This is a genomic window from Pseudarthrobacter sp. S9 (assembly GCF_050156545.1).
Lineage (GTDB): Bacteria > Actinomycetota > Actinomycetes > Actinomycetales > Micrococcaceae > Arthrobacter.
Genome location: NZ_CP189576.1, coordinates 1,593,790 through 1,612,126, shown reverse-complemented (window position 1 = coordinate 1,612,126; position 18,337 = coordinate 1,593,790). Strand labels below are relative to the sequence as shown.

Sequence of the window (18,337 nt, the reverse complement as noted above, 5' to 3'; positions counted from 1 at the left end):
CATGACCAGCACAGAGAAGACAGGGACGGCTCGCGAACCGCAGGCCACACACCCCGAACCCTCCGCTGCGCCGGGGAAGCGAGCGGCCACCGCACGCCGGCTCAAAGTGCTTTCCGTCCAGCTGGCCATCGTGGTGGTGCTGCTGGGCAGCTGGGAACTGCTGGTCCGCAATGGAGTGCTCGACGCGCTGCTCTACGGCCAGCCCAGCCGGGTGGTGGAGCAGCTCTACACGTGGATCACAGTGGGAACGGCGAACGGATCCCTGGGCCAGCAGATCCTGGTGACCCTGGAAGAGGCACTCATCGGCTTTGCCATCGGCACGGTCCTGGGCATCATCTTCGGGGTGGCAATGGGACGGATCGAATTCCTCTCACAGGTCATCGGGCCCTTCCTTAAGGTCATCAACGCCGTTCCGCGCATCGTGCTCGGGTCCTCCTTCGTGGTCATGTTCGGACTGGGCCTGATGTCCAAGGTCATGCTGGTCATCGTCCTGGTGTTCTTCGGCGTGTTCTTCAACGCCTTCCAGGGCACCCGTGAAGTGGACAAGAACTTCATCGCCAACGCCGAGATCCTCGGAGCCAGCAAATGGCAGGTCACCCGCCAGGTCGTCATCCCCTCCGCCTTTTCCTGGATCATCGCCAGCCTCCACGTGGCGTTCGGGTTCGCCCTTATCGGGGCCATCGTCGGGGAATTCCTGGGCTCCCAGGAAGGCCTGGGAAACCTGATCCGCCAGGCTCAGGGAAACCTGAACCAGAACGGCATCTGGTCCGCCATGCTCATCATGGCCGTCGTCGCGCTGATGGCCGAATGGCTGATCACCAGGCTGGAGAACCGGCTGCTGCGCTGGCGCCCTCCCCAGCACAGCGCCGGCGTTGAAGCCTGATCACCCGGACCCTTCACCACCCGTCACGGAACCTGGACCGTTCCGCGGCACCAACCATCTCAAAGAGGAGAACAATGTCTACGAAAAAATGGATCGCCGGAGCAGGAACGGCGATTGCCCTGATTGCGGCCATGACCGGCTGCGCCAACAACGCCGGCGGCGGAGGCCAGGCCCCGCAGCAGGTCGGCGATACGGCCGGCCAGCAGGTGAAGATCATGGTGGGAGGCCTGAACAAGCAGATATACCTGCCCTTCAAACTGGCCGACCAGCTCGGCTACTACAAAGATGCGGGCCTGAACGTCCAGCTCTCCGATGAGCCCGCCGGTGTGGACGCGGAGACGAACATGATCTCCGGCCAGGTGGACGGGGTGGGTGGTTTCTATGACCACAACCAGGTCCTGCAGGCCAAGGGCAAGTCCACCGAGGCCGTGGTCACCATGCTCCAGGTCCCCGGAGAGGTCGAGCTGTGCCGGACCGACCTCAAAGACCAGATCAAGTCAGCCGCCGACTGGAAGGGACGCAACCTCGGCATCACCGATCTCGGTTCCTCCACCGACTACCTGACCCAGTACATCGGGCAGAAAAACGGCGTCGCACCGGCCGAAACGCACCGGATCGGTGTTCAATCAGGCGGAACCCTGATTGCCGCGATGGACCACAAAAACATCGACTGCGCCATGACCACGGAACCGACCGTCTCCCAGTTGGTCAACACGAACAAGGCCTTCATCCTCTACGACTCGCGGACCCTTGCCGGGTCGCAGCAGACCTTCGGCGGCGCATACCCGGCCAGCTCTCTGTACATGAGCACTGCGTACGCCGACGCGCACAAGGACATCGTCCAGAAGCTCGTCAACGTTTATGTCAAGACGCTGAAGTACATCCAGGACCACACGGCGGCCGAGATCACCGATAAGGTGCCCGCCGACTACTATGCCGGCGTCGGCAAGGACGCCTACATCGCAGCACTTGAGGCGGAAAAGGGTATCTACAGCCCGACCGGGCTCATGCCGGCCGACGGTCCCCAAGTCGTCAACAATGTTCTTCAGGCCAACCCCGAAGTCAAGGGCAAAACCCTTGACCTGGCGAAAACGTTCACGAACGAATTCGTCCAGGCGGCCAAGTAGTTCCCGGCGCTGAGGACAGCGGGGCCCCGTCCCAGACGGGGTCCCGCTGTCCTCAGGCCCCTTCAACTCCCGCATCGGTCTCAGCTCAAACCGTAATTCGGACACGCGAAATAGACGCGGGTCGCATTCCCATGCATGCCGGTGCTCCTTTTGTTAGGTAGTCCCATCAGTTAGTAAGCGGTCCCGGCCGGGGCCCCTTTGTCCCTGCACTGGTCGTCACCCGCATGGGGCTGCTGGAAGGCGGTGCGGGAATCGTGAGGCGGCAGCGAGGGCCGGGGCCGTCCTGGGAACCTGAGCGCTCAAAACGACAACTAGTGCCAGCTACTTGGGGTCAAGTCCATGCGCAGCACGGCGACGCCTGTGATCCGATCTTCCGCGAGGTCCCGCAGGGCCGTGTCCGCGGCCGAGAAGGGGTACGCCACGGTGGTGGGACGGATCGGAATTTCGGCGGCGATCCGGAAGAACTCTTCGCCGTCGGCCCTGGTGTTGGCCGTGACGCTGCGGACCTGGCGTTCCTGGAAAAGCTCGGTGGCGTAGTGCAGCGGCGGGATGTCGCTCAGGTGGATGCCGGCCACCGCAAGGGTCCCGCCGCGGTCCAGGGCACGCAGCGCAACGGGTACCAGTCCGCCTGCGGGCGCGAAGAGGATGGCGGAATCCAGCGGGTCCGGGGGCCGGTCATCGGCCCCGCCGGCGAAGGTGGCGCCGAGCTCCAGGGCGAGCCTGCGCGCTTCTTCGGAGCGTGTCATGACGTACACCCTCGCACCCCGGTAGAGGGCGATCTGGGCGGCCAGATGCGCTGAGCCGCCGAAGCCGTAGATACCCAGCCGCCCGCCGATGGGCAGCTCCGCCCGGCTCAGGGCGCGGTAGCCGATGATGCCCGCACACAGCAGGGGCGCGGCCTCCTCATCCGTGAAGTCGTCAGGAATCCGGTAGGCGAAGTTCTCGGCCACCGTGATCAGCTCGGCGTAGCCGCCGTCGCGGTCCCAGCCGGTGAAGGTGGGGGACAGGCAGAGGTTTTCCTGACCGCGCAGACAGAAGCGGCAGGCACCGCACGTGCGGCCCAGCCAGGCGACCCCCACGCGTTCGCCCGGGCGGAACCTCACCGACCCCGGACCGCGTTCGAGCACTTCGCCGACGACTTCATGGCCCGGGATGATGCCGGGGTGCCGCGGTTTGAGGTCCCCTTCGGCCAGGTGCAGGTCCGTGCGACACACGCCGCAGACCCGGACCCTAAGCAGCACCTCGCCACGCCCGGGCCGGGGATCCGGGCATTCGGCGGCCACGAGGGGGCCGCTGGACATGGGTCCCGGATGTCCAACCCGCCAGGCTCGCACGGCGGCCTCCGTTTCTAGCAGTTCCTGTTCTTGCAATGCCGGTTTACTTGCTGTCGGGTTTACTAGCTGTCGGGCTTCCCTGCTTTCCGGCCGGCCGCTCGGGGGAAACCGGAAGGCCCGGTCAGCGGGTTATCAACACGTTGCAGTGGGCCTTGTGCAGCACGGCGGAGACCGTGTTGCCGGGCCCTGCCCCGGGGTTGTGGGTTCCGAGAACCAGGACGTCCGCCTCGTCCGCCGCAGCGAGCAATTCCCTGGCGGCGGCATGGTCCGCTTTCAAGACGCCGGAAACGTCCAGCCCTGGGGCTGACTTCCGGGCCTCGTAGACCGCGTGGTCCAGCAGTTCCTGGCCCTGGAACGGGGCGTGGCGGCCGTGTTCCTCCCGGGTCCCGGGACGCGTCGGGTCGACGTGGATGAGCTGCAGCGAGGTGCCCAGGGCACTTGCCAGCCGTACGGCGCCGGCCAGGGCCACAGGGCTCCGGGACGAGGCGTCGACCCCCACCACTACGGGGTGTCCGGGCCGGCGCGGACGCCGGATGACCATCAGCGGGCAGGGCGAGGAACCGGCCAGTTCCAGGCAGACGGAGCCCGCCAGTTGGCCCAGCACCCCGCCGATTCCCCGGCTGCCGACCACCAACATCCGTGCGTCCCGGGCAGCGTCGCGCAGCACCTGCGCGGGGAGCCCTGCCTCCATGACGCCCCCGACGTCGATCCCACCGGAGGCTGGCCCGCCGGAGACCGGGGCACCGGAAACCGGCGCACCGGAGGCTGGCCCGCCGGAGACCGGGGCACCGGAAACGCCGGACGCTGCTTGAGCGGCGCCGCGAGCCAGTTCGACGCCCTCCGCCAGGATTGCTTCGGCCGAGTGCCGCAACCCGCTGCCGGCCACACCTTTGACGGGCCCCAGGTTCTTGGTGAAGACGGGCCACACCCAGGCGTGGGCCACCCTGAGTTTGTACCCGCCTGCGGCGGCGTGTTCGGCAGCCCAGCGGACGGCCAACTGCGCGGCCTCGGACCCGTCGTAGCCGACTACCACGGTGGCGCGCTCCTGCCCTGCGGGTGCCGACATGCTTCCTCCCGGCTCGGCGGCCGTACCTCTGCCCCCAAGCGGTACTGCCCCCAGTAGAGCGCGGCTGGCCCCGGAAGGCTAGGGGCTTTGGTCCCGCGAAAGGCTGCTGGCATCCGCCGTCCTGCTGCGCCCGGGGCCGTCGTGCTGCTCGCGCAGTTCGCGACCGTGCCGGACGGCCTCTTCCTCGCGGGCCTGAAGCTTGTAGCTCTGCTGTTGCCGCCGCCTGCGCCGCAGCGTCCTTGCGGAAGTGGCCCAGCTTTGCGCGGCGCCGGCGCGCAGGCTGCCGTGAACCGCTGGCTGAGGAAGCCAAAACCGGGCCATTCCGGCGCACGTCCGGCGGGCCACGGCCACTCCGGCGGATGATCCAGGCCGGCCCGGCGCAGGTTGCCGGTGAACTAGGGTTGAAACATGGACAATGCGGTGGACGGCTGATGGCCAAGCGCGGCAGGGCTGCCGGCCGGAACACCGGAACCACGGCGCCGGGAGTGGTGGACGTGCCCAAGGGCTCCCGACTGGACGGCCCGGTTGAGGGCATCTACTACATCGACACCGGCGACTGCGAGCTGATCCCGGACCAGGACAACTCCAACGGCTGGCTCCTGCGCATCAACGGCGTGATGAGTTCGCACATCGACCTCGCGGACCCGCTGTTCCTCGACTTCGAATACATGCGCTGGATCTCCGCCCTCGTGGAATCACGCTGGCCCCGCGAATCAAAGCCCAAACTGCGCGCCCTGCACCTCGGCGGCGGCGCATGCTCCCTGGCGCGCTACTTCCACGCCGCCTATCCGGACGCACGCCAGGTGGTGGTGGAGCTGGACGGCAAGCTCGCGGAATACGTCCGCGGCTGGTTCGATCTGCCCAAGGCCCCCCTGCTGCGACTGCGGGTGGGGGAGGCCCGGGAAGTCACAGAAAGCCTCACCGCGCACACCCGGGACCTGATCATCCGCGACGTCTTCGCCGGATCAGTGACGCCCCGGTCACTCACCACCAAGGAATTCAACGAGCACGCCAAGCGGGTCCTGGCCCCCGGCGGGATCTACGTGGTCAACTCCGGAGACGCCCCGGACCTCAAGAACGCCCGTGACGACGCCGCCACCATTGCGGACACCTTCGAGCACACCGTGATCATCGCGGATCCGGCCATGCTCAAAGGCCGGCGCTACGGCAACATGGTCATGGCCGGCAGCGACCTCCCGTTCGACGACGACCCCCGCCTCGCGCGGCGCCTGCTGGGCGGCGCGGTGCCGGCGCACATCTGGGACGACGCCAAGGTCCGGGCCTTCGCGGCCGGTGCCGCCGTCCGCCGCGACCCGCTTACGCCGTCGATTGCTCCGCAACCGTCCTTTTGAGGCCTCAAAACGGCAGTTACGGAGCAATCGATGAGTTCCTTCCCCGCCCCAGCAGGGCTTCGCGGTGCGCCGCGGTCTGGTCCCGCAGCGCCCGCACCACTGCCGCCACCGCGGGCCGGCGCATGGAATCGGGCCGGAGCACCATCCAGTAGGGGAGCCGCTCCGCGAACTCTTCCGGCAGCAGCCGGACCAGGTCCTCATGCAGATCGGCCATGAAGCACGGCAGGAACCCGATCCCGGCCCCGGCCCGGGTCGCCTCCACATGAACAAACACATTGGTGGAGCTCAGCCCGTCCTTCATGGCCGGGACGAGCCTGCGCGGGGCGTCCAGATCGTCCACCAGGAGCATCGAGTCCACAAAGTAGACAAGCGGATGTTCCGTGAGTTCCTCCACGGTTCCCGGCGTCCCGCTCTCCGCCAGGTACGCCCGTGAGGCATACATGCCCAGCACGTACTCACCCAGTTTGAACGCTTCGGCCCGGTGCACCTGCGGCTCCCCGACCACCACTTCGATGTCCAGCCCGGAGCGCTGCTGGAGCGCCCGCCGGGTCACGGTGATGATCTCGACGCTGAGCCCGGGATGGTCGCGGCGCAGTCCTGCCACCGCGGGGGCAGCGATATAGGCGCTGAAGCCGTCCGTCGCGGTCATCCGGACGACGCCGGTGATGGGATCCGGGGTGTGGCCGAGCTGTTCCAGCGTGCGGACGGCGCTTTCCACCTGTTCGGCCACCCGCACGGCTTCGGCGCCCAGCTCCGTCAGTTCCCAGCCGCCGGCGGCGCGGGAGAGCAACCGGCCACCCAGGGCTTTCTCCAGCGCCGCTATCCGCCGGGAAACGGTGGTGTGGTTCAGGCCCAGGGCCTGGGCCGCCGTCGTGAATTTTGCTGAGCGGGAGACCGCCAGCAGCACCAGAAGGTCATCGGGGTTGGCATTCATATCTGCAATTCTGCACATAAGGGGTGCCGCTTTGGCCATTGAATCGCTGACTTTGTGCAGCAATACTCAATGGAGCCATTTCAGTGCTGTGGATCACAGCGCGTGTCACCGTGGACACTAAGGAGAACCAGATGAGCGTAAACGAACGCTCTGCAACATACCCCGCCGCACCCGCATCCAAGGGTTCCGGGCTCAAGAAAATCGTCGCCGCATCGATGGTCGGTACCGTCGTTGAGTGGTACGAATTCTTCCTCTACGCCACCGCCGCCACCCTGGTGTTCGGCAAGTACTTCTTCCCCGCCACCGGCAACGAGCTGGACGGCATCATGCAGGCCTTCCTGACCTACGCCGTAGGCTTCGTGGCACGCCCGCTGGGCGGCATCGTCTTCGGCCAGATCGGCGACAAGCTGGGCCGCAAGCCCACCCTGCAGCTCACCATCATCATCATCGGTGTGTCGACCTTCCTGATGGGCTGCCTCCCCGGCTTCGCCACCCTCGGCTACCTCGCACCGGCCCTGCTGGTCCTCCTGCGCTTCATCCAGGGCTTCGCCCTGGGCGGCGAATGGGGCGGCGCCGTGCTGCTCGTGGCCGAGCACAGCCCCAACAAGTCCCGCGGCTTCTGGTCCAGCTGGCCCCAGGCCGCCGTGCCGGTGGGCAACCTGCTGGCAACCCTGGTCCTGTACATCATGTCCAACGTGCTGAGCAGCGCCGACTTCCTGAGCTGGGGCTGGCGCGTGGCGTTCTGGCTCTCCGCCGTGATCGTGTTCGTCGGCTACTACATCCGCACCCACGTCTCCGAATCGCCCATTTTCCTGGAGGCCAAGGCCCAGCTGGAGAAGGAGCAGGCCGTCAGCTACGGCGTCCGCGAAGTCATCCGCAAGTACCCCAAGGGCATCCTGCAGGCCATGGGTCTCCGGTTCGCGGAAAACATCATGTACTACCTCGTGGTCAGCTTCGCGATCGTCTACCTCAAGACGGTGCACAAGTACGACACCTCCTCGCTCCTGCTCGCCCTGCTGATCGCACACGTCATCCACTTCCTGGTCATCCCGCAGGTCGGGCGCCTGGTGGACAGCTGGGGCCGCAAGCCGGTCTACCTCGTCGGTGCCATCACCGGCGCCGCCTGGCCGTTCCTCGCCTTCCCGATGTTCGACACCCGCAACCCGGTGGTCATCGTGCTGGCCGTGACGATCGGACTCTGCCTGCACGCCTTCATGTACGCCGGCCAGCCGGCCCTCATGTCCGAGCTCTTCCCGACCCGGATGCGTTACGCCGGCGTCTCGCTCGGCTCGCAGGTCACCTCGATCTTCGCCGGTTCGCTGGCGCCGCTGCTGGCCACCCAGTGGCTCAAGGACACCGGCTCCTGGCTGCCGACCGCGGTCTACCTCCTCGTGGCCTGCGTCATCACCACCGTTGCAGTGCTCAGCCTGAAGGAAACCAAGGGCATCGCACTCGAGGAAGTGGACAGGGCCGACGCCGAACGCGAAGGCCTGGCCGTCGCAGCCGCACGCTGAGCTGCCTGAGTCTGAGCAGCTTGAGTTTGAGCCGGCTCCAGCTCCGCTGGAGCCGGCCGCCTCGTAGATTTTTTGAATTGGAAGGCTGAGTTATGGAGAACACTTTGAACGGCCGCAAGGCCCTGGTCACGGGCGGCGCCGGCGGGATCGGCGCAGCCAGCGTGCGTGCCCTGGCCGCACGGGGTGCCAAGGTGGTGATTGCGGATGTTGATGAAGCCGCCGCAGCAGCCCTCGCCGACGAGGTCGGCGGCACCTCCTGGGCTGTCGACCTGCTCGACGTCGACGCGCTCCAATCCCTCAGCCTTGACTGCGACATCCTGGTCAACAACGCCGGGATCCAGCGCATCAGCCCCATCGAGGACTTCGATCCGGCCGACTTCCGCCGCATCATCACGCTCATGCTCGAGGCCCCGTTCCTGCTGATCCGTGCCGCACTGCCGCACATGTACGCCAACGGCTTCGGCCGGATCATCAACCTGTCCTCGGTGCACGGTCTGCGGGCCTCGCCGTTCAAGAGCGCCTATGTATCCGCCAAGCACGGCCTGGAGGGGCTGAGCAAGGTGACGGCGCTCGAGGGCGGGGAGCACGGTGTCACGTCCAACTGCATCAACCCCGGCTACGTCCGGACGCCGCTGGTCGAGGCGCAGATTGCGGATCAGGCCACGGTCCACGGCATCCCGGAATCCGAGGTGCTGGCCAAGATCATGCTGACCGAATCCGCCGTGAAGCGGCTCGTGGAGCCGGCGGAAGTGGCGTCCCTCGTGGCGTGGCTCGCGTCGAACGACGCCGGCATGGTCACCGGCGCCAGCTACACCATGGACGGCGGCTGGTCCGCACGGTAGTTGCCGCCGCCCGCCTCCACTCATCGCCACCGCGCCTGACACCCATCGTTGCAACGACTGATTGACTTTGAGTCCCGAATATGGGCATTATCTGCCACTTCGGCGCTAGCTCTTGTTGCCTGTTAGGGCCAGGGTGCCGCCCAGACCGATCATCATCACGCCGCCGGTGGTGCCCAGGGTGGCGATTCTCCTGGGCGAACGGGCGAACCAGCGCCGGGCCGTGCCTGCCGCGAGGGCCCAGGCGCTGTCCGAGACCAGGGCGATCAGCAGGAAGACCGCCCCGAGCGTGCCCAGCTGCAGCGGAATCGCGCCGGCGGAGTAGTCCACAAACTGCGGGAGTACGGCGACGAAGAAAACAATCGACTTGGGGTTGGTGGCGCCCACAATGAATCCCTCCCGGAGGACGCGGGCGGTGGACGTCGGAGGCGAGGGATCCGCCACCGTCGGGCCACCTCCGCGGTGCCGGATCGCCTGGATCCCGAGGTAGATGAGATAGGCGGCGCCGGCAAACTTGACCACGCTGAACAGCACGACGGACTGGGCCAGCACCACCCCCACGCCCAGGGCCACTCCGGCGATCTGCAGCAGCTCGCCGATCGCGTTCCCCAGCACGCTCAGGAGTCCGCCCTTGCGCCCCAGGGCCAGGCTCCGCCCGATCACGAACAGCACGCTGGGCCCCGGGACCGCGATGAGCAGGAGGGCGGCGAGGGCAAAGGTCAGGAGGTTGGTGATGGGAACCATGCCTGATCTTAGCCCCGGCGGGCCGGCCCCGGCAGGCTCCGCCTTGGGGTCCGGCGCGGCGGGATTATCCCGCGGCGGGCACCTGCGGAAGCTGCGAGGTTTCGTCCGCCAGTTCGGCCCGTGCCCGTCCGTGGCCGCGGACCCAGAGCCGGTAGGCCACCACCAGCAGGCCGAGCCAGACGGCGCCCACGTAGAGCGCCACGCGGGTGTCCTCGAAGGCACCCAGGATCACGATCACGAGGGCCATGAATGCGACGGTCAACACCGACGCGGCGGGCCACCACGGGGAGGGGAATTCCGACGCCGGCAGCCCGTTGCGGGCGATCTCGCGTTTCATGGCGACGTGGGATGCCAGGATCATCGCCCAGACCCACACGGTCGCGAAGGTGGCGATCGAGGCGATCAGCAGGAAGACGTCCTCGGGGATGACCGCGTTCAGGACCACGCCCACCAGCAGGATGACGGTCATCATCACCACGGTCATCCACGGCACGCCGTGACGGGAGACCTTTCCGAAGCTCGCGGGCGCGTGGCCCTGCCGGGCAAGGCCGAAGAGGATCCGGCCCGCGCCGAAGATGTCGCTGTTGATCGCCGAGAGTGCGGCCGTGATCACCACGGCATTGAGGATGTGGGGGGCGGCCGGGATGCCCAGGCCGCTGAAGATCTGTACGAACGGGCTGCCGTTGGTGCCGATCCCGTCCCACGGGAACAGGCTCATCAGCACGCCGAGGGTCAGCACGTAGAACAGCAGGACCCGCACGGGAACGGTGTTGACCGCCTTCGGGATGACGGTCTTGGGATCGGCCGCTTCGCCGGCGGTGATGCCCAGGGTCTCGATCCCGCCGAACGCGAACATCACGACAGCGAAGGAGGCCAGGAGCCCTTCGAAGCCGTTGGGGAACATGCCCCCGTGCTCCACGAGGTTGCCCAGTCCCGGCGCCACGGTGGCGCCGCCGGCCTGGAAGCCGAAGACGATGATGGCGGCGCCGCCCGCGATCATGGCGACGATGGCCGCCACCTTGATCAGCGAGAACCAGAACTCCAGCTCGCCGAAGACCTTCACGCTCAGCAGGTTCAGGGCCGCCAGGAAGAAGATGATGGCCAGCACCCAGATCCAGCGCTCAACGTCGGGGAACCAGAATCCCATGTAGATACTGAAGGCCGTGACGTCCGCGATGGCCACGATCGCCATCTCGAAGACGTAGGTCCAGCCGGTCACGAAGCCGGCCAGCGGGCCGAGGTAGCGGCTCGCGTACTGGCCGAAGGAGCCGGACACCGGATGCCGCACGGCCATTTCGCCGAGGGCGCGCATCACCATGAACACGGCGGCGCCGCCGATCATGTAGGCGAACAGCACGGACGGGCCGGCCTTCTGGATGGCGGACGCGGAGCCGTAGAACAGCCCGGTTCCGATTGCCGACCCCAGGGCCATGAAGCGGATGTGGCGTACGTTGAGTCCCCGGCTCAGTACGGTGTCGACGGCGGCGCTGGTCTTGCCGGCGGCGCTGGTCTTGCCGGCGGCGCCGTCGGACTTTCCGGCAGGGGCCGGTTTAGTGGCTGTTTGGGCTTGTTGCATGCGAGTACCTTCTCGTCATTGGGAGGGGGATCGCTATCAAGCAGACCATGTCCGGGAAGGCTGTGATGAGACTCACGGGGAGTTTGTGTCTTTGATTTCAGACTGCGGGGCTGGCCGCAGCGCGGGCGGGGCGGGTGCCCGCCGTCGAACTGTACCCCCGTTAGGAAGTCGAAAACTCTTGACATCATGTCCGGTTTTCTTTACTTTCGAGATGTCAGGTTTGTTTTACATGGGGCTGGTTGATCGGGAGCGATATGTCATTCGAAGAGAAGAGCGCCTGGATCATGGGGGTGCTGGCTGTGGGAACCTACGCGGTGTACCTCGCCGTCGTTTTCGGGCTGGCCGGCACCATGCCGCTCACGGAGGTGCCGTACGTGGCGCCGCTGCTGTGGACGGTGGGCGTGTCCATCGCAGCGTCGATCGTGCTTCACATCGTGATCCGGACCGCTTCGGCCAAGGATGCCGGCATGAAGGACCAGCGCGACAAGGAGATCTACCGCTTCGGCGAGTACATCGGCCAGTCCTTCCTGGTCATCGGGGCAGTGGCGGCGCTCATCATGGCGATGGCTGAACTCGACTACTTCTGGATCGCCAACGCCATCTACCTGGCCTTTGTCCTCTCGGCGATCCTGGGCTCCGTGGCAAAGATCGTCGCCTACCGCAAGGGCTTCCAGCCATGGTGAAGCCGACCAGGGTCACGAACTCGATCCGGCGCCTGCGGTTCGAGCACGGCGAGCTGACGCAGGCGGAGCTCGCGGAACGCATCGGCGTGACCCGCCAGACCATCATCGCAATCGAACAGGGCCGCTATTCACCGTCCCTGGAGATGGCATTCCAGATTGCCCATGTGCTCAGGGTGCCGCTCGACGACGTATTCCAATACCCGCAAGCCCAAGGAGAAGAACAATGAAAGCGATCATCCAAGACGTTTACGGCCCTGCGGATGTGCTGGAGCTGCGTGATGTCGAGAAGCCCGTGCCCGGCGATGACGACGTGCTGATCCGCGTCCGCGCCGCCGGCGTCGATCAGGGCGTCTGGCACCTCATGTCGGGTCTTCCGTACCTGACCCGCGTCATCGGCTACGGGCTGAAGAAGCCGAAGACCGGCATCCGGGGCAGGGCCGTGGCGGGCCAGGTGGAGGCCGTCGGAAGAAACGTCGTCGGCTTCCGTCCGGGGGACGCAGTGTTCGGCACCTGCGACGGTTCCTTTGCCGAGTACGTGTGCGCCAAGGAAGGCAGGCTCGCATTGAAGCCGGCGAACCTCAGCTTCGAGCAGGCCGCCGCCGTTCCCATCTCCGCCGTCACGGCCCTCCAGGGCCTCCGTGACAGCGGCCAGGTTCAGCCCGGGCAGGAGGTCCTGGTCATCGGAGCGGCCGGAGGCGTGGGCGCCTACGCCGTGCAGCTGGCCAAAGCGTTCGGAGCGAACGTGACCGGCGTGTGCAGCACCGCGAAGGTGGACCTGGTCCTGTCGATCGGTGCGGACCATGTCATTGACTACACCCGGGAGGACTTCGCGGAAGCCGGTAAGCGTTACGACCTCATCCTCGACACCGCAGGGAACCGTCCGCTGTCAGACCTCCGGCGTGCGCTCGCTCCCAAAGGGACCCTGGCCATCGTCGGTGGGGAAGGCGGCGGACGGTGGACCGGCGGGTTTGAACGCTCGCTGGGGGCGGCGTTGCTGTCCCTCTTCGTGGGGCAGAAGCTGAAGGGAGTGATGTCCGTGGAAAGCCCTGATGACCTCCGGTTCCTGACGCCGCTCCTGGAGGCCGGCACAGTGACGCCGGTCATCGACAAGAGCTATGCGCTGATGGATGCCCCCGCGGCCATTCAGTACGTGCACGACGGCCGGGCCCGCGGCAAGGTCGTCGTTACCCTCTGAGCGCGCCGGCCCGTCACTGTTGCTGTGCCTGGAAGCGGCTGACGTACCGGCGCTGCCACGGCGTCTCGACCGTCCGACGCCGGTACTGCTCGCGCACGAAGGACACGGCCTGCTCGGGTGGGACTCCGTCCAGGATGGCGATGCAGGCAAGCGCGGTGCCGGTCCTGCCCCGGCCGCGCCAGCAGGCGATCTCGACCCGCTCGGCTTCGGCCCGGCGCCACGCCTCCATCAGGGCGTCCAGGGTGTCGGCTTCGTCGGCCGGCAACCGGAGATCCGGCCAGTGCACCCATCGCGATTCCCACTCCACCGGCGGCGGCTGCTCCCCCAGCAGGTAAACCCCGAATTCGGGGAGCGGCCCGGCTGGCAGCGGGTGGCGCAGGCCGCGGCCGCGGATGCGCCGGCCGGACGGAAGGACCAGGACGCCGTCCCGGGATGGCTCCCACGTCTGCTTCATGATCCAGATCGTAGTCCTTCCTCCGGACGTCCGCCTCAGGCAGGATTGCTGCTACCCGGGCAGGCCCCGTGGGCGGCTGTTGGCCTGGCCGTCAAGCTCCGCCAGGTGGGCGGCATTTCGGCGCAGGGCGGCCTCATACCGGGTCACCTCATCGGTGCGGATGCGGTCCGCCGACAGCTCCAGGAGCTCGGCCACGGCGGCATCACTGCGGCCGGCGGCGTGCAGCGAAAGGGCCAGGAAAAGGCGGACCGAGTCGGATTCTGGGAACTCGGCGCGGGCGCGCAGCAAGGCCGCCAGGGATTCGTCATAGAGTCCGAGATTCCGCAGGGTGCTGCCGTACTGCAGCAGGCACCGGCGCAGGGCGTCGCCGTCGAGGCGGGCGTCCATCGCCTGCTCGTAGTACCCGCGGGCGCGTTCCTCCTCGCCGGCCGTGTCGTAGGATCCGCCGACCTCGTACAGGACAAAGGGATTGCCGGGATGCTGATCGAGGAGCCTGTGGAAGTAGTCGATGGTCGGCTGCATGTTGTCGCGGTCGCGGTTCCTGAAGCCTTCCCGGATGGCGGCGTCGAGTTCGGGAGTCAGGGTGCTGGTCATGGGGCATTTCTAGCGCACGGTGATCGGCGCCGTCGGGCGGGACACGCTGTCACGGGCAACTCAGCGGTATCCGGCCGCATCGGCCCGGAGGCCCGCTTCCTGCACTTCCACCAGATACCGCCAGCAGTCGGGCTGCGAGCCGTCAACGTCGGTGAAGCCGTACTCGCGTGCCAGTCCGCCGGAGGAGTACGAGCCGCCCGTGCGGCTGTGCAGATCAGGGTCTGCCGCGAGGACGCGACCGCGCGCCCGACGAACCGCGGGCTTTCCGAGATCGCGGCAAAGTGCGGCTGGGTGGCCGCGGCGTCCCGCCAGTTCGCCTCGGTGACGCCAAAGTGTTCGAGCATCATCTCGGATCGCATCCAGCCAGGCGTCAGGGCCAGCGCCGTGCAGCCGGACGGTTTGAGTTCCTCCGCCTGGCTGAAGGCAAGCCGGAGCACAGTGTTCTTGACGAGGTCATAGAACACCGAGACCCGGAAATGCCCCGCGCTGTACTCACGGGTCCCGTCAGTCATCTCCACGACGAGGCCGCCGGGGCGCCGGGTGAGCAGGGGCAGTGCGAAATGACTCGTGATGAGATGCGTGTCCACCGCAAGATGCAGCATCCGCAGCCCGGCGTCCAGGTCGTGGGCCCACAGTGGGGTGTCCCATTCGATGAGGTTTTCACCACGCCAGATGTCATTGACCAGGACATCAAGCCGCCCTTGCTCAGTGTCGATCCGCTGCACAAGGGCCTCCACCTCGTCCGCCCCACGATGATCCACGGCGGCGGCGATGCCCACTCCGCCGGCGGCGGTGACAAGGCCGGCAGTCTCTTCTATCGTTTCCGGGCGGTCGTAGTCGGAACGCCGGCCGGCCGCCGTGCGGCCGGTGCAGTACACAATCGCTCCTGCCTCCCCGAGGGCGACGGCGGTGCCGCGGCCGGCGCCGCGCGTCGCGCCGGCAACCAGTGCGACCTTGCCCGACAGCGCTGGGTCCATGCCTTCCACGCCCTCTCCCGTGAGGAACAATCCCGCGAGCCGGCGCATGGAGTCCATGCTTCGCGTCCGCGCGCGCACGTTCATCGAAGCACCGCCACCACGGTGCGGACTAGGGCAGAAGGGCCTGCATCGCATCGGCGACGGGCATTGTCCGGGATTCCAGACAGGCAGTACCAATGTGGTCTGGCTGTGGGTGGCAACGGGGCGCATGCTTAAGTACGGGATACCGGACACCGCCCGATTTTGAAGAGGACCCATGCCAGCCACCAGCACTACCCTGAGCACCCTGCCCGCGGCATCGACCGCGGCCGCGCCGCCCAACGCCGTCGCCCACGCCCCCGCCAAGCCTGTTCCCGAAGCCGCCGGCTCCAAGCCTGCCCCCAAAGCCGCCGGTTCCAAGGCGGCGTCCAAGGTGCCGGCGGCGGAGAACACCCTGCGCATCCTAAAACTGCTGGCCTCCAAGCGCGGGCCGATGGCGGCGTCGAACATTGCCACGGCGCTGGGACTGCCCCGCTCCAGCGTCTACCACCTTCTCGGCGTGATGGAAGCGAACGGCTTCGTGCTGCACCTGCACGAGGAGCAGCGCTACGGGTTGGGGATCAGCGCCTTCGAACTCAGCTCCGCCTATTCGCGCCAGGAACCCCTTTCCCGGCTGGGCCGGCCCATGCTCGCCTCGCTCGTGGACGTGATCGGCGAAAGCGCCCACCTGGCCGTGCTGCACGGCCGCGACGTGCTCTACATCGTGGAGGAACGGGCCAAGAACCGCCCGTCGCTGGTGACCGACGTCGGCGTCCGGCTGCCCAGCCACCTCACCGCGAGCGGGCGCGCCATCCTGGCCGCGCTGCCGAAGTCCCAGGTCCGGGCGCTGTACCCGAACGCCGCCGCGTTCACGGCCCGGCACGATATGGAAGGTGCCATCATGAAGTACTCCGCGCTGTCCTCGCACCTGGACCAGGTCCGGCAGCGCGGCTACGCCACAGAACACGGCGAGGTGACGCCCGGCTTCGGCTCGATCGCCGCCGCCGTCACGGACCACGTCGGTTGGCCGACCGCCGCCGTCGCCGTGACCTTCCTCGAGGAGAAACTGCCCGCGGAGCAGTGGCCCGCCCTGGCCGCGCGCGTGCAGAAGGTCGCGGACGAACTCTCCATCCGGATCCACGGCCGCCCGTCCGCCTGACCCGTTGCCCTATCACTTACGGTCCCCATCCGCCGGGTTGAACGACCGGAAGTGATAGGGCAACGGGGGAGGGGCGTGTCTGGAATCCCGGACAGCACCCGCCCGAAGGGCCTGTCACCGCCGCCGCGGACAGGCTTTAGTTGATACAGAACCTCATTCCCCGATCCATCCAAGAAACTAAGGAGCCCCTCATGGCACCCGCCGATTTCACCACCGGTGCCCGCCCGGTCAAGGCAGCCCGCGGCACCAAGCTCACCGCCAAGTCCTGGCAGACGGAAGCCCCGCTGCGGATGCTGATGAACAACCTGGACCCCGAGGTCGCCGAGCGCCCGGATGACCTGGTGGTCTACGGCGGCACCGGCCGCGCCGTCCGGTCCTGGGCCGCGTTCGACGCGATCACCCGCACCCTGGAAACCATGGAAAAGGACGAGACCCTGCTGGTCCAGTCCGGCAAGCCGGTCGGCGTCTTCCGCACCAACGAGTGGGCGCCGCGCGTGCTGCTGGCCAACTCCAACCTCGTCGGTGACTGGGCGAACTGGCCCGAGTTCCGCCGGCTCGAGGCCGAGGGCCTGATGATGTACGGCCAGATGACCGCCGGGTCCTGGATCTACATCGGCACCCAGGGCATCCTGCAGGGCACATTTGAGACGTTCGCGGCGATCGCCCGCAGGCTCACCGGGGACGAGGACGGCACCCTCGCCGGCACGCTGACCCTGACCGGCGGCTGCGGCGGCATGGGCGGCGCCCAGCCGCTCGCCGTCACGCTGAACGAGGGCGCCTGCCTGATTGTCGACGTCGACGAGACCCGGCTGAGCCGCCGCGCCGGCAAGCGCTACCTCGACGAGGTCGAAACGGACCTCGACACCGCCATCGCCAAGGTCCTGGCCGCCAAGGAAGAGCGCCGCGGCTGGTCCGTGGGCTACGTCGGCAACGCCGCCGAAGTGTTCCCGGAGATCCTGCGCCGGCACAACGCCGGCGAGCTCACCGTGGACATCGTCACGGACCAGACCTCCGCCCACGACCCGCTGTCCTACCTGCCCGAAGGCATCACCATGGCGGAATGGCAGGCCGAGGCCGCGGCCGATCCGGAAGGCTTCACCAAGAAGGCCCAGGCCTCCATGGCCAAGCACGTCCAGGCCATGGTCGAGTTCCAGGACGCCGGCGCCGAGGTCTTCGACTACGGCAACTCCATCCGCGACGAGGCCCGCCAGGGCGGCTATGACCGGGCCTTCGAGTTCCCCGGCTTCGTCCCGGCCTACATCCGCCCGCTGTTCTGCGAGGGCCTGGGCCCGTTCCGCTGGGTGGCGCTCTCCGGCGACCCGGAGGACATCGCCGTCACCGACGCCGCGATCAAGGAACTCTTCCCGGAGAACAAGCACCTGCACCGCTGGATCGACGCCGCACAGGAACGCGTCGAGTTCGAGGGCCTGCCGGCCCGCATCTGCTGGCTCGGCTACGGCGAACGCGCCAAGGCCGGCCTGCTCTTCAACCAGCTCGTCAAGGAAGGCAAGGTCAAGGCGCCCATCGTGATCGGCCGCGACCACCTGGACTCCGGCTCCGTCGCCTCCCCGTACCGCGAGACCGAGGCCATGGCCGACGGCTCCGACGCGATCGCCGACTGGCCGCTGCTCAACGCCCTGCTCAACACCGCCTCCGGCGCCACCTGGGTCTCCATCCACCACGGCGGCGGCGTCGGGATCGGCCGCTCCATCCACGCCGGCCAGGTCTCCGTCGCCGACGGCACCGACCTCGCCGCCGAAAAGCTCGAACGCCTCCTCACCAACGACCCCGGCATGGGCGTCATCCGCCACGCCGACGCCGGCTACGACCGCGCCCTCGAAGTCGCCACCGAACGCGGCGTCCGCATCCCCATGAACGAGAAGTAGGA

At 67.5% G+C, this 18,337-nt stretch carries 18 protein-coding genes; 10 read left to right on the top strand and 8 right to left on the bottom strand.

Going from position 1 to position 18,337, the window contains the following annotated elements:
- The first annotated feature begins 1 nt into the window (after position 1).
- Both ACQCSY_RS07615 and ACQCSY_RS07610 read left to right on the top strand, forming a co-directional pair.
- The gene (locus ACQCSY_RS07615) at positions 2-883 is read left to right on the top strand and encodes an ABC transporter permease (protein ID WP_427134526.1); all 882 of its coding nucleotides are present in this window, start codon (positions 2-4) and stop codon (positions 881-883) included.
- A 74-nt stretch (positions 884-957) separates the two neighbouring features.
- A complete protein-coding gene (locus tag ACQCSY_RS07610; RefSeq protein ID WP_427134524.1) occupies positions 958-2,010 on the top strand; it encodes an ABC transporter substrate-binding protein in 1,053 nt (350 codons plus the stop codon).
- 311 nt (positions 2,011-2,321) lie between these two features.
- On the opposite strand, the gene ACQCSY_RS07605 is transcribed toward ACQCSY_RS07610, so the two are convergent.
- Both ACQCSY_RS07605 and ACQCSY_RS07600 read right to left on the bottom strand, forming a co-directional pair.
- Positions 2,322-3,344: a zinc-dependent alcohol dehydrogenase family protein gene (locus ACQCSY_RS07605; protein WP_427134522.1), complete on the bottom strand. Its 1,023-nt coding sequence runs from the start codon at positions 3,342-3,344 to the stop codon at positions 2,322-2,324.
- Between the two features lie 121 nt (positions 3,345-3,465).
- Positions 3,466-4,410, bottom strand: a complete 945-nt coding sequence (locus ACQCSY_RS07600) for a universal stress protein (RefSeq protein ID WP_427134520.1) — start codon at positions 4,408-4,410, stop codon at positions 3,466-3,468.
- A 431-nt stretch (positions 4,411-4,841) separates the two neighbouring features.
- On the opposite strand from ACQCSY_RS07600, the gene ACQCSY_RS07595 reads away from it, so the two are divergent.
- Positions 4,842-5,762 (top strand): spermidine synthase, encoded by a 921-nt coding sequence (locus ACQCSY_RS07595; protein WP_427134519.1) that lies wholly within the window; start codon positions 4,842-4,844, stop codon positions 5,760-5,762.
- A 16-nt stretch (positions 5,763-5,778) separates the two neighbouring features.
- On the opposite strand, the gene ACQCSY_RS07590 is transcribed toward ACQCSY_RS07595, so the two are convergent.
- Positions 5,779-6,696 (bottom strand): LysR family transcriptional regulator, encoded by a 918-nt coding sequence (locus ACQCSY_RS07590; protein WP_427134517.1) that lies wholly within the window; start codon positions 6,694-6,696, stop codon positions 5,779-5,781.
- 131 nt (positions 6,697-6,827) lie between these two features.
- On the opposite strand from ACQCSY_RS07590, the gene ACQCSY_RS07585 reads away from it, so the two are divergent.
- Both ACQCSY_RS07585 and ACQCSY_RS07580 read left to right on the top strand, forming a co-directional pair.
- The gene (locus ACQCSY_RS07585; RefSeq protein WP_427134515.1) at positions 6,828-8,210 is read left to right on the top strand and encodes an MFS transporter; all 1,383 of its coding nucleotides are present in this window, start codon (positions 6,828-6,830) and stop codon (positions 8,208-8,210) included.
- A 92-nt stretch (positions 8,211-8,302) separates the two neighbouring features.
- Positions 8,303-9,052, top strand: coding sequence for a 3-hydroxybutyrate dehydrogenase (locus tag ACQCSY_RS07580; RefSeq protein ID WP_427134513.1), 750 nt, complete (start codon positions 8,303-8,305; stop codon positions 9,050-9,052).
- Positions 9,053-9,157: 105 nt separating this feature from the next.
- On the opposite strand, the gene ACQCSY_RS07575 is transcribed toward ACQCSY_RS07580, so the two are convergent.
- Both ACQCSY_RS07575 and ACQCSY_RS07570 read right to left on the bottom strand, forming a co-directional pair.
- Positions 9,158-9,793, bottom strand: coding sequence for a LysE family translocator (locus tag ACQCSY_RS07575; RefSeq protein ID WP_427134511.1), 636 nt, complete (start codon positions 9,791-9,793; stop codon positions 9,158-9,160).
- A gap of 64 nt (positions 9,794-9,857) precedes the next feature.
- A complete protein-coding gene (locus tag ACQCSY_RS07570) occupies positions 9,858-11,369 on the bottom strand; it encodes an amino acid permease (protein WP_427134509.1) in 1,512 nt (503 codons plus the stop codon).
- A gap of 254 nt (positions 11,370-11,623) precedes the next feature.
- Between ACQCSY_RS07570 and ACQCSY_RS07565 the strand changes: the two genes are divergently transcribed.
- Genes ACQCSY_RS07565 through ACQCSY_RS07555 form a run of 3 tightly spaced genes read left to right on the top strand, consistent with a single transcriptional unit; the run spans position 11,624 to position 13,247 of the window.
- The gene (locus ACQCSY_RS07565; RefSeq protein ID WP_427134507.1) at positions 11,624-12,052 is read left to right on the top strand and encodes a hypothetical protein; all 429 of its coding nucleotides are present in this window, start codon (positions 11,624-11,626) and stop codon (positions 12,050-12,052) included.
- Positions 12,046-12,279: a helix-turn-helix transcriptional regulator gene (locus ACQCSY_RS07560; protein WP_427134505.1), complete on the top strand. Its 234-nt coding sequence runs from the start codon at positions 12,046-12,048 to the stop codon at positions 12,277-12,279. Before ACQCSY_RS07565 ends, ACQCSY_RS07560 begins: the two co-directional genes overlap by 7 nt.
- Positions 12,276-13,247, top strand: coding sequence for an NAD(P)-dependent alcohol dehydrogenase (locus ACQCSY_RS07555; RefSeq protein WP_427134503.1), 972 nt, complete (start codon positions 12,276-12,278; stop codon positions 13,245-13,247). The genes ACQCSY_RS07560 and ACQCSY_RS07555 overlap by 4 nt, the downstream gene beginning before the upstream one ends.
- Before the next feature lie 13 nt (positions 13,248-13,260).
- Here ACQCSY_RS07555 and ACQCSY_RS07550 read toward each other — a convergent pair whose 3' ends face one another.
- Genes ACQCSY_RS07550 through ACQCSY_RS07540 form a run of 3 tightly spaced genes read right to left on the bottom strand, consistent with a single transcriptional unit; the run spans position 13,261 to position 15,329 of the window.
- Entirely contained in the window at positions 13,261-13,701 is a 441-nt protein-coding gene (locus ACQCSY_RS07550) for a protein-tyrosine phosphatase family protein (RefSeq protein ID WP_427134501.1), read from the bottom strand.
- A 51-nt stretch (positions 13,702-13,752) separates the two neighbouring features.
- The gene (locus tag ACQCSY_RS07545) at positions 13,753-14,295 is read right to left on the bottom strand and encodes a tetratricopeptide repeat protein (protein WP_427134499.1); all 543 of its coding nucleotides are present in this window, start codon (positions 14,293-14,295) and stop codon (positions 13,753-13,755) included.
- Positions 14,292-15,329, bottom strand: a complete 1,038-nt coding sequence (locus ACQCSY_RS07540) for an SDR family oxidoreductase (RefSeq protein ID WP_427134497.1) — start codon at positions 15,327-15,329, stop codon at positions 14,292-14,294. Before ACQCSY_RS07540 ends, ACQCSY_RS07545 begins: the two co-directional genes overlap by 4 nt.
- Positions 15,330-15,528: 199 nt before the next feature.
- On the opposite strand from ACQCSY_RS07540, the gene ACQCSY_RS07535 reads away from it, so the two are divergent.
- Positions 15,529-16,449 carry an IclR family transcriptional regulator gene (locus ACQCSY_RS07535; RefSeq protein ID WP_427134495.1) on the top strand — a complete coding sequence of 307 codons (921 nt, stop codon included), beginning with the start codon at positions 15,529-15,531 and terminating at the stop codon, positions 16,447-16,449.
- Between the two features lie 191 nt (positions 16,450-16,640).
- A complete protein-coding gene (locus ACQCSY_RS07530) occupies positions 16,641-18,335 on the top strand; it encodes a urocanate hydratase (protein ID WP_427134493.1) in 1,695 nt (564 codons plus the stop codon).
- Positions 18,336-18,337 lie beyond the last annotated feature (2 nt).

Coding starts and splice junctions, on each gene's coding strand:
- ACQCSY_RS07585 (WP_427134515.1), top strand. CDS start 6,828: ATGAGCGTAAACGAACGCTCTGCAACATACCCCGCCGCACCCGCATCC.
- ACQCSY_RS07540 (WP_427134497.1), bottom strand. CDS start 15,329: ATGGACTCCATGCGCCGGCTCGCGGGATTGTTCCTCACGGGAGAGGGC.
- ACQCSY_RS07560 (WP_427134505.1), top strand. CDS start 12,046: ATGGTGAAGCCGACCAGGGTCACGAACTCGATCCGGCGCCTGCGGTTC.
- ACQCSY_RS07580 (WP_427134513.1), top strand. CDS start 8,303: ATGGAGAACACTTTGAACGGCCGCAAGGCCCTGGTCACGGGCGGCGCC.
- ACQCSY_RS07590 (WP_427134517.1), bottom strand. CDS start 6,696: ATGAATGCCAACCCCGATGACCTTCTGGTGCTGCTGGCGGTCTCCCGC.
- ACQCSY_RS07565 (WP_427134507.1), top strand. CDS start 11,624: ATGTCATTCGAAGAGAAGAGCGCCTGGATCATGGGGGTGCTGGCTGTG.
- ACQCSY_RS07545 (WP_427134499.1), bottom strand. CDS start 14,295: ATGACCAGCACCCTGACTCCCGAACTCGACGCCGCCATCCGGGAAGGC.
- ACQCSY_RS07530 (WP_427134493.1), top strand. CDS start 16,641: ATGGCACCCGCCGATTTCACCACCGGTGCCCGCCCGGTCAAGGCAGCC.
- ACQCSY_RS07550 (WP_427134501.1), bottom strand. CDS start 13,701: ATGAAGCAGACGTGGGAGCCATCCCGGGACGGCGTCCTGGTCCTTCCG.
- ACQCSY_RS07535 (WP_427134495.1), top strand. CDS start 15,529: ATGCCAGCCACCAGCACTACCCTGAGCACCCTGCCCGCGGCATCGACC.
- ACQCSY_RS07575 (WP_427134511.1), bottom strand. CDS start 9,793: ATGGTTCCCATCACCAACCTCCTGACCTTTGCCCTCGCCGCCCTCCTG.
- ACQCSY_RS07610 (WP_427134524.1), top strand. CDS start 958: ATGTCTACGAAAAAATGGATCGCCGGAGCAGGAACGGCGATTGCCCTG.
- ACQCSY_RS07615 (WP_427134526.1), top strand. CDS start 2: ATGACCAGCACAGAGAAGACAGGGACGGCTCGCGAACCGCAGGCCACA.
- ACQCSY_RS07595 (WP_427134519.1), top strand. CDS start 4,842: ATGGCCAAGCGCGGCAGGGCTGCCGGCCGGAACACCGGAACCACGGCG.
- ACQCSY_RS07570 (WP_427134509.1), bottom strand. CDS start 11,369: ATGCAACAAGCCCAAACAGCCACTAAACCGGCCCCTGCCGGAAAGTCC.
- ACQCSY_RS07555 (WP_427134503.1), top strand. CDS start 12,276: ATGAAAGCGATCATCCAAGACGTTTACGGCCCTGCGGATGTGCTGGAG.
- ACQCSY_RS07600 (WP_427134520.1), bottom strand. CDS start 4,410: ATGTCGGCACCCGCAGGGCAGGAGCGCGCCACCGTGGTAGTCGGCTAC.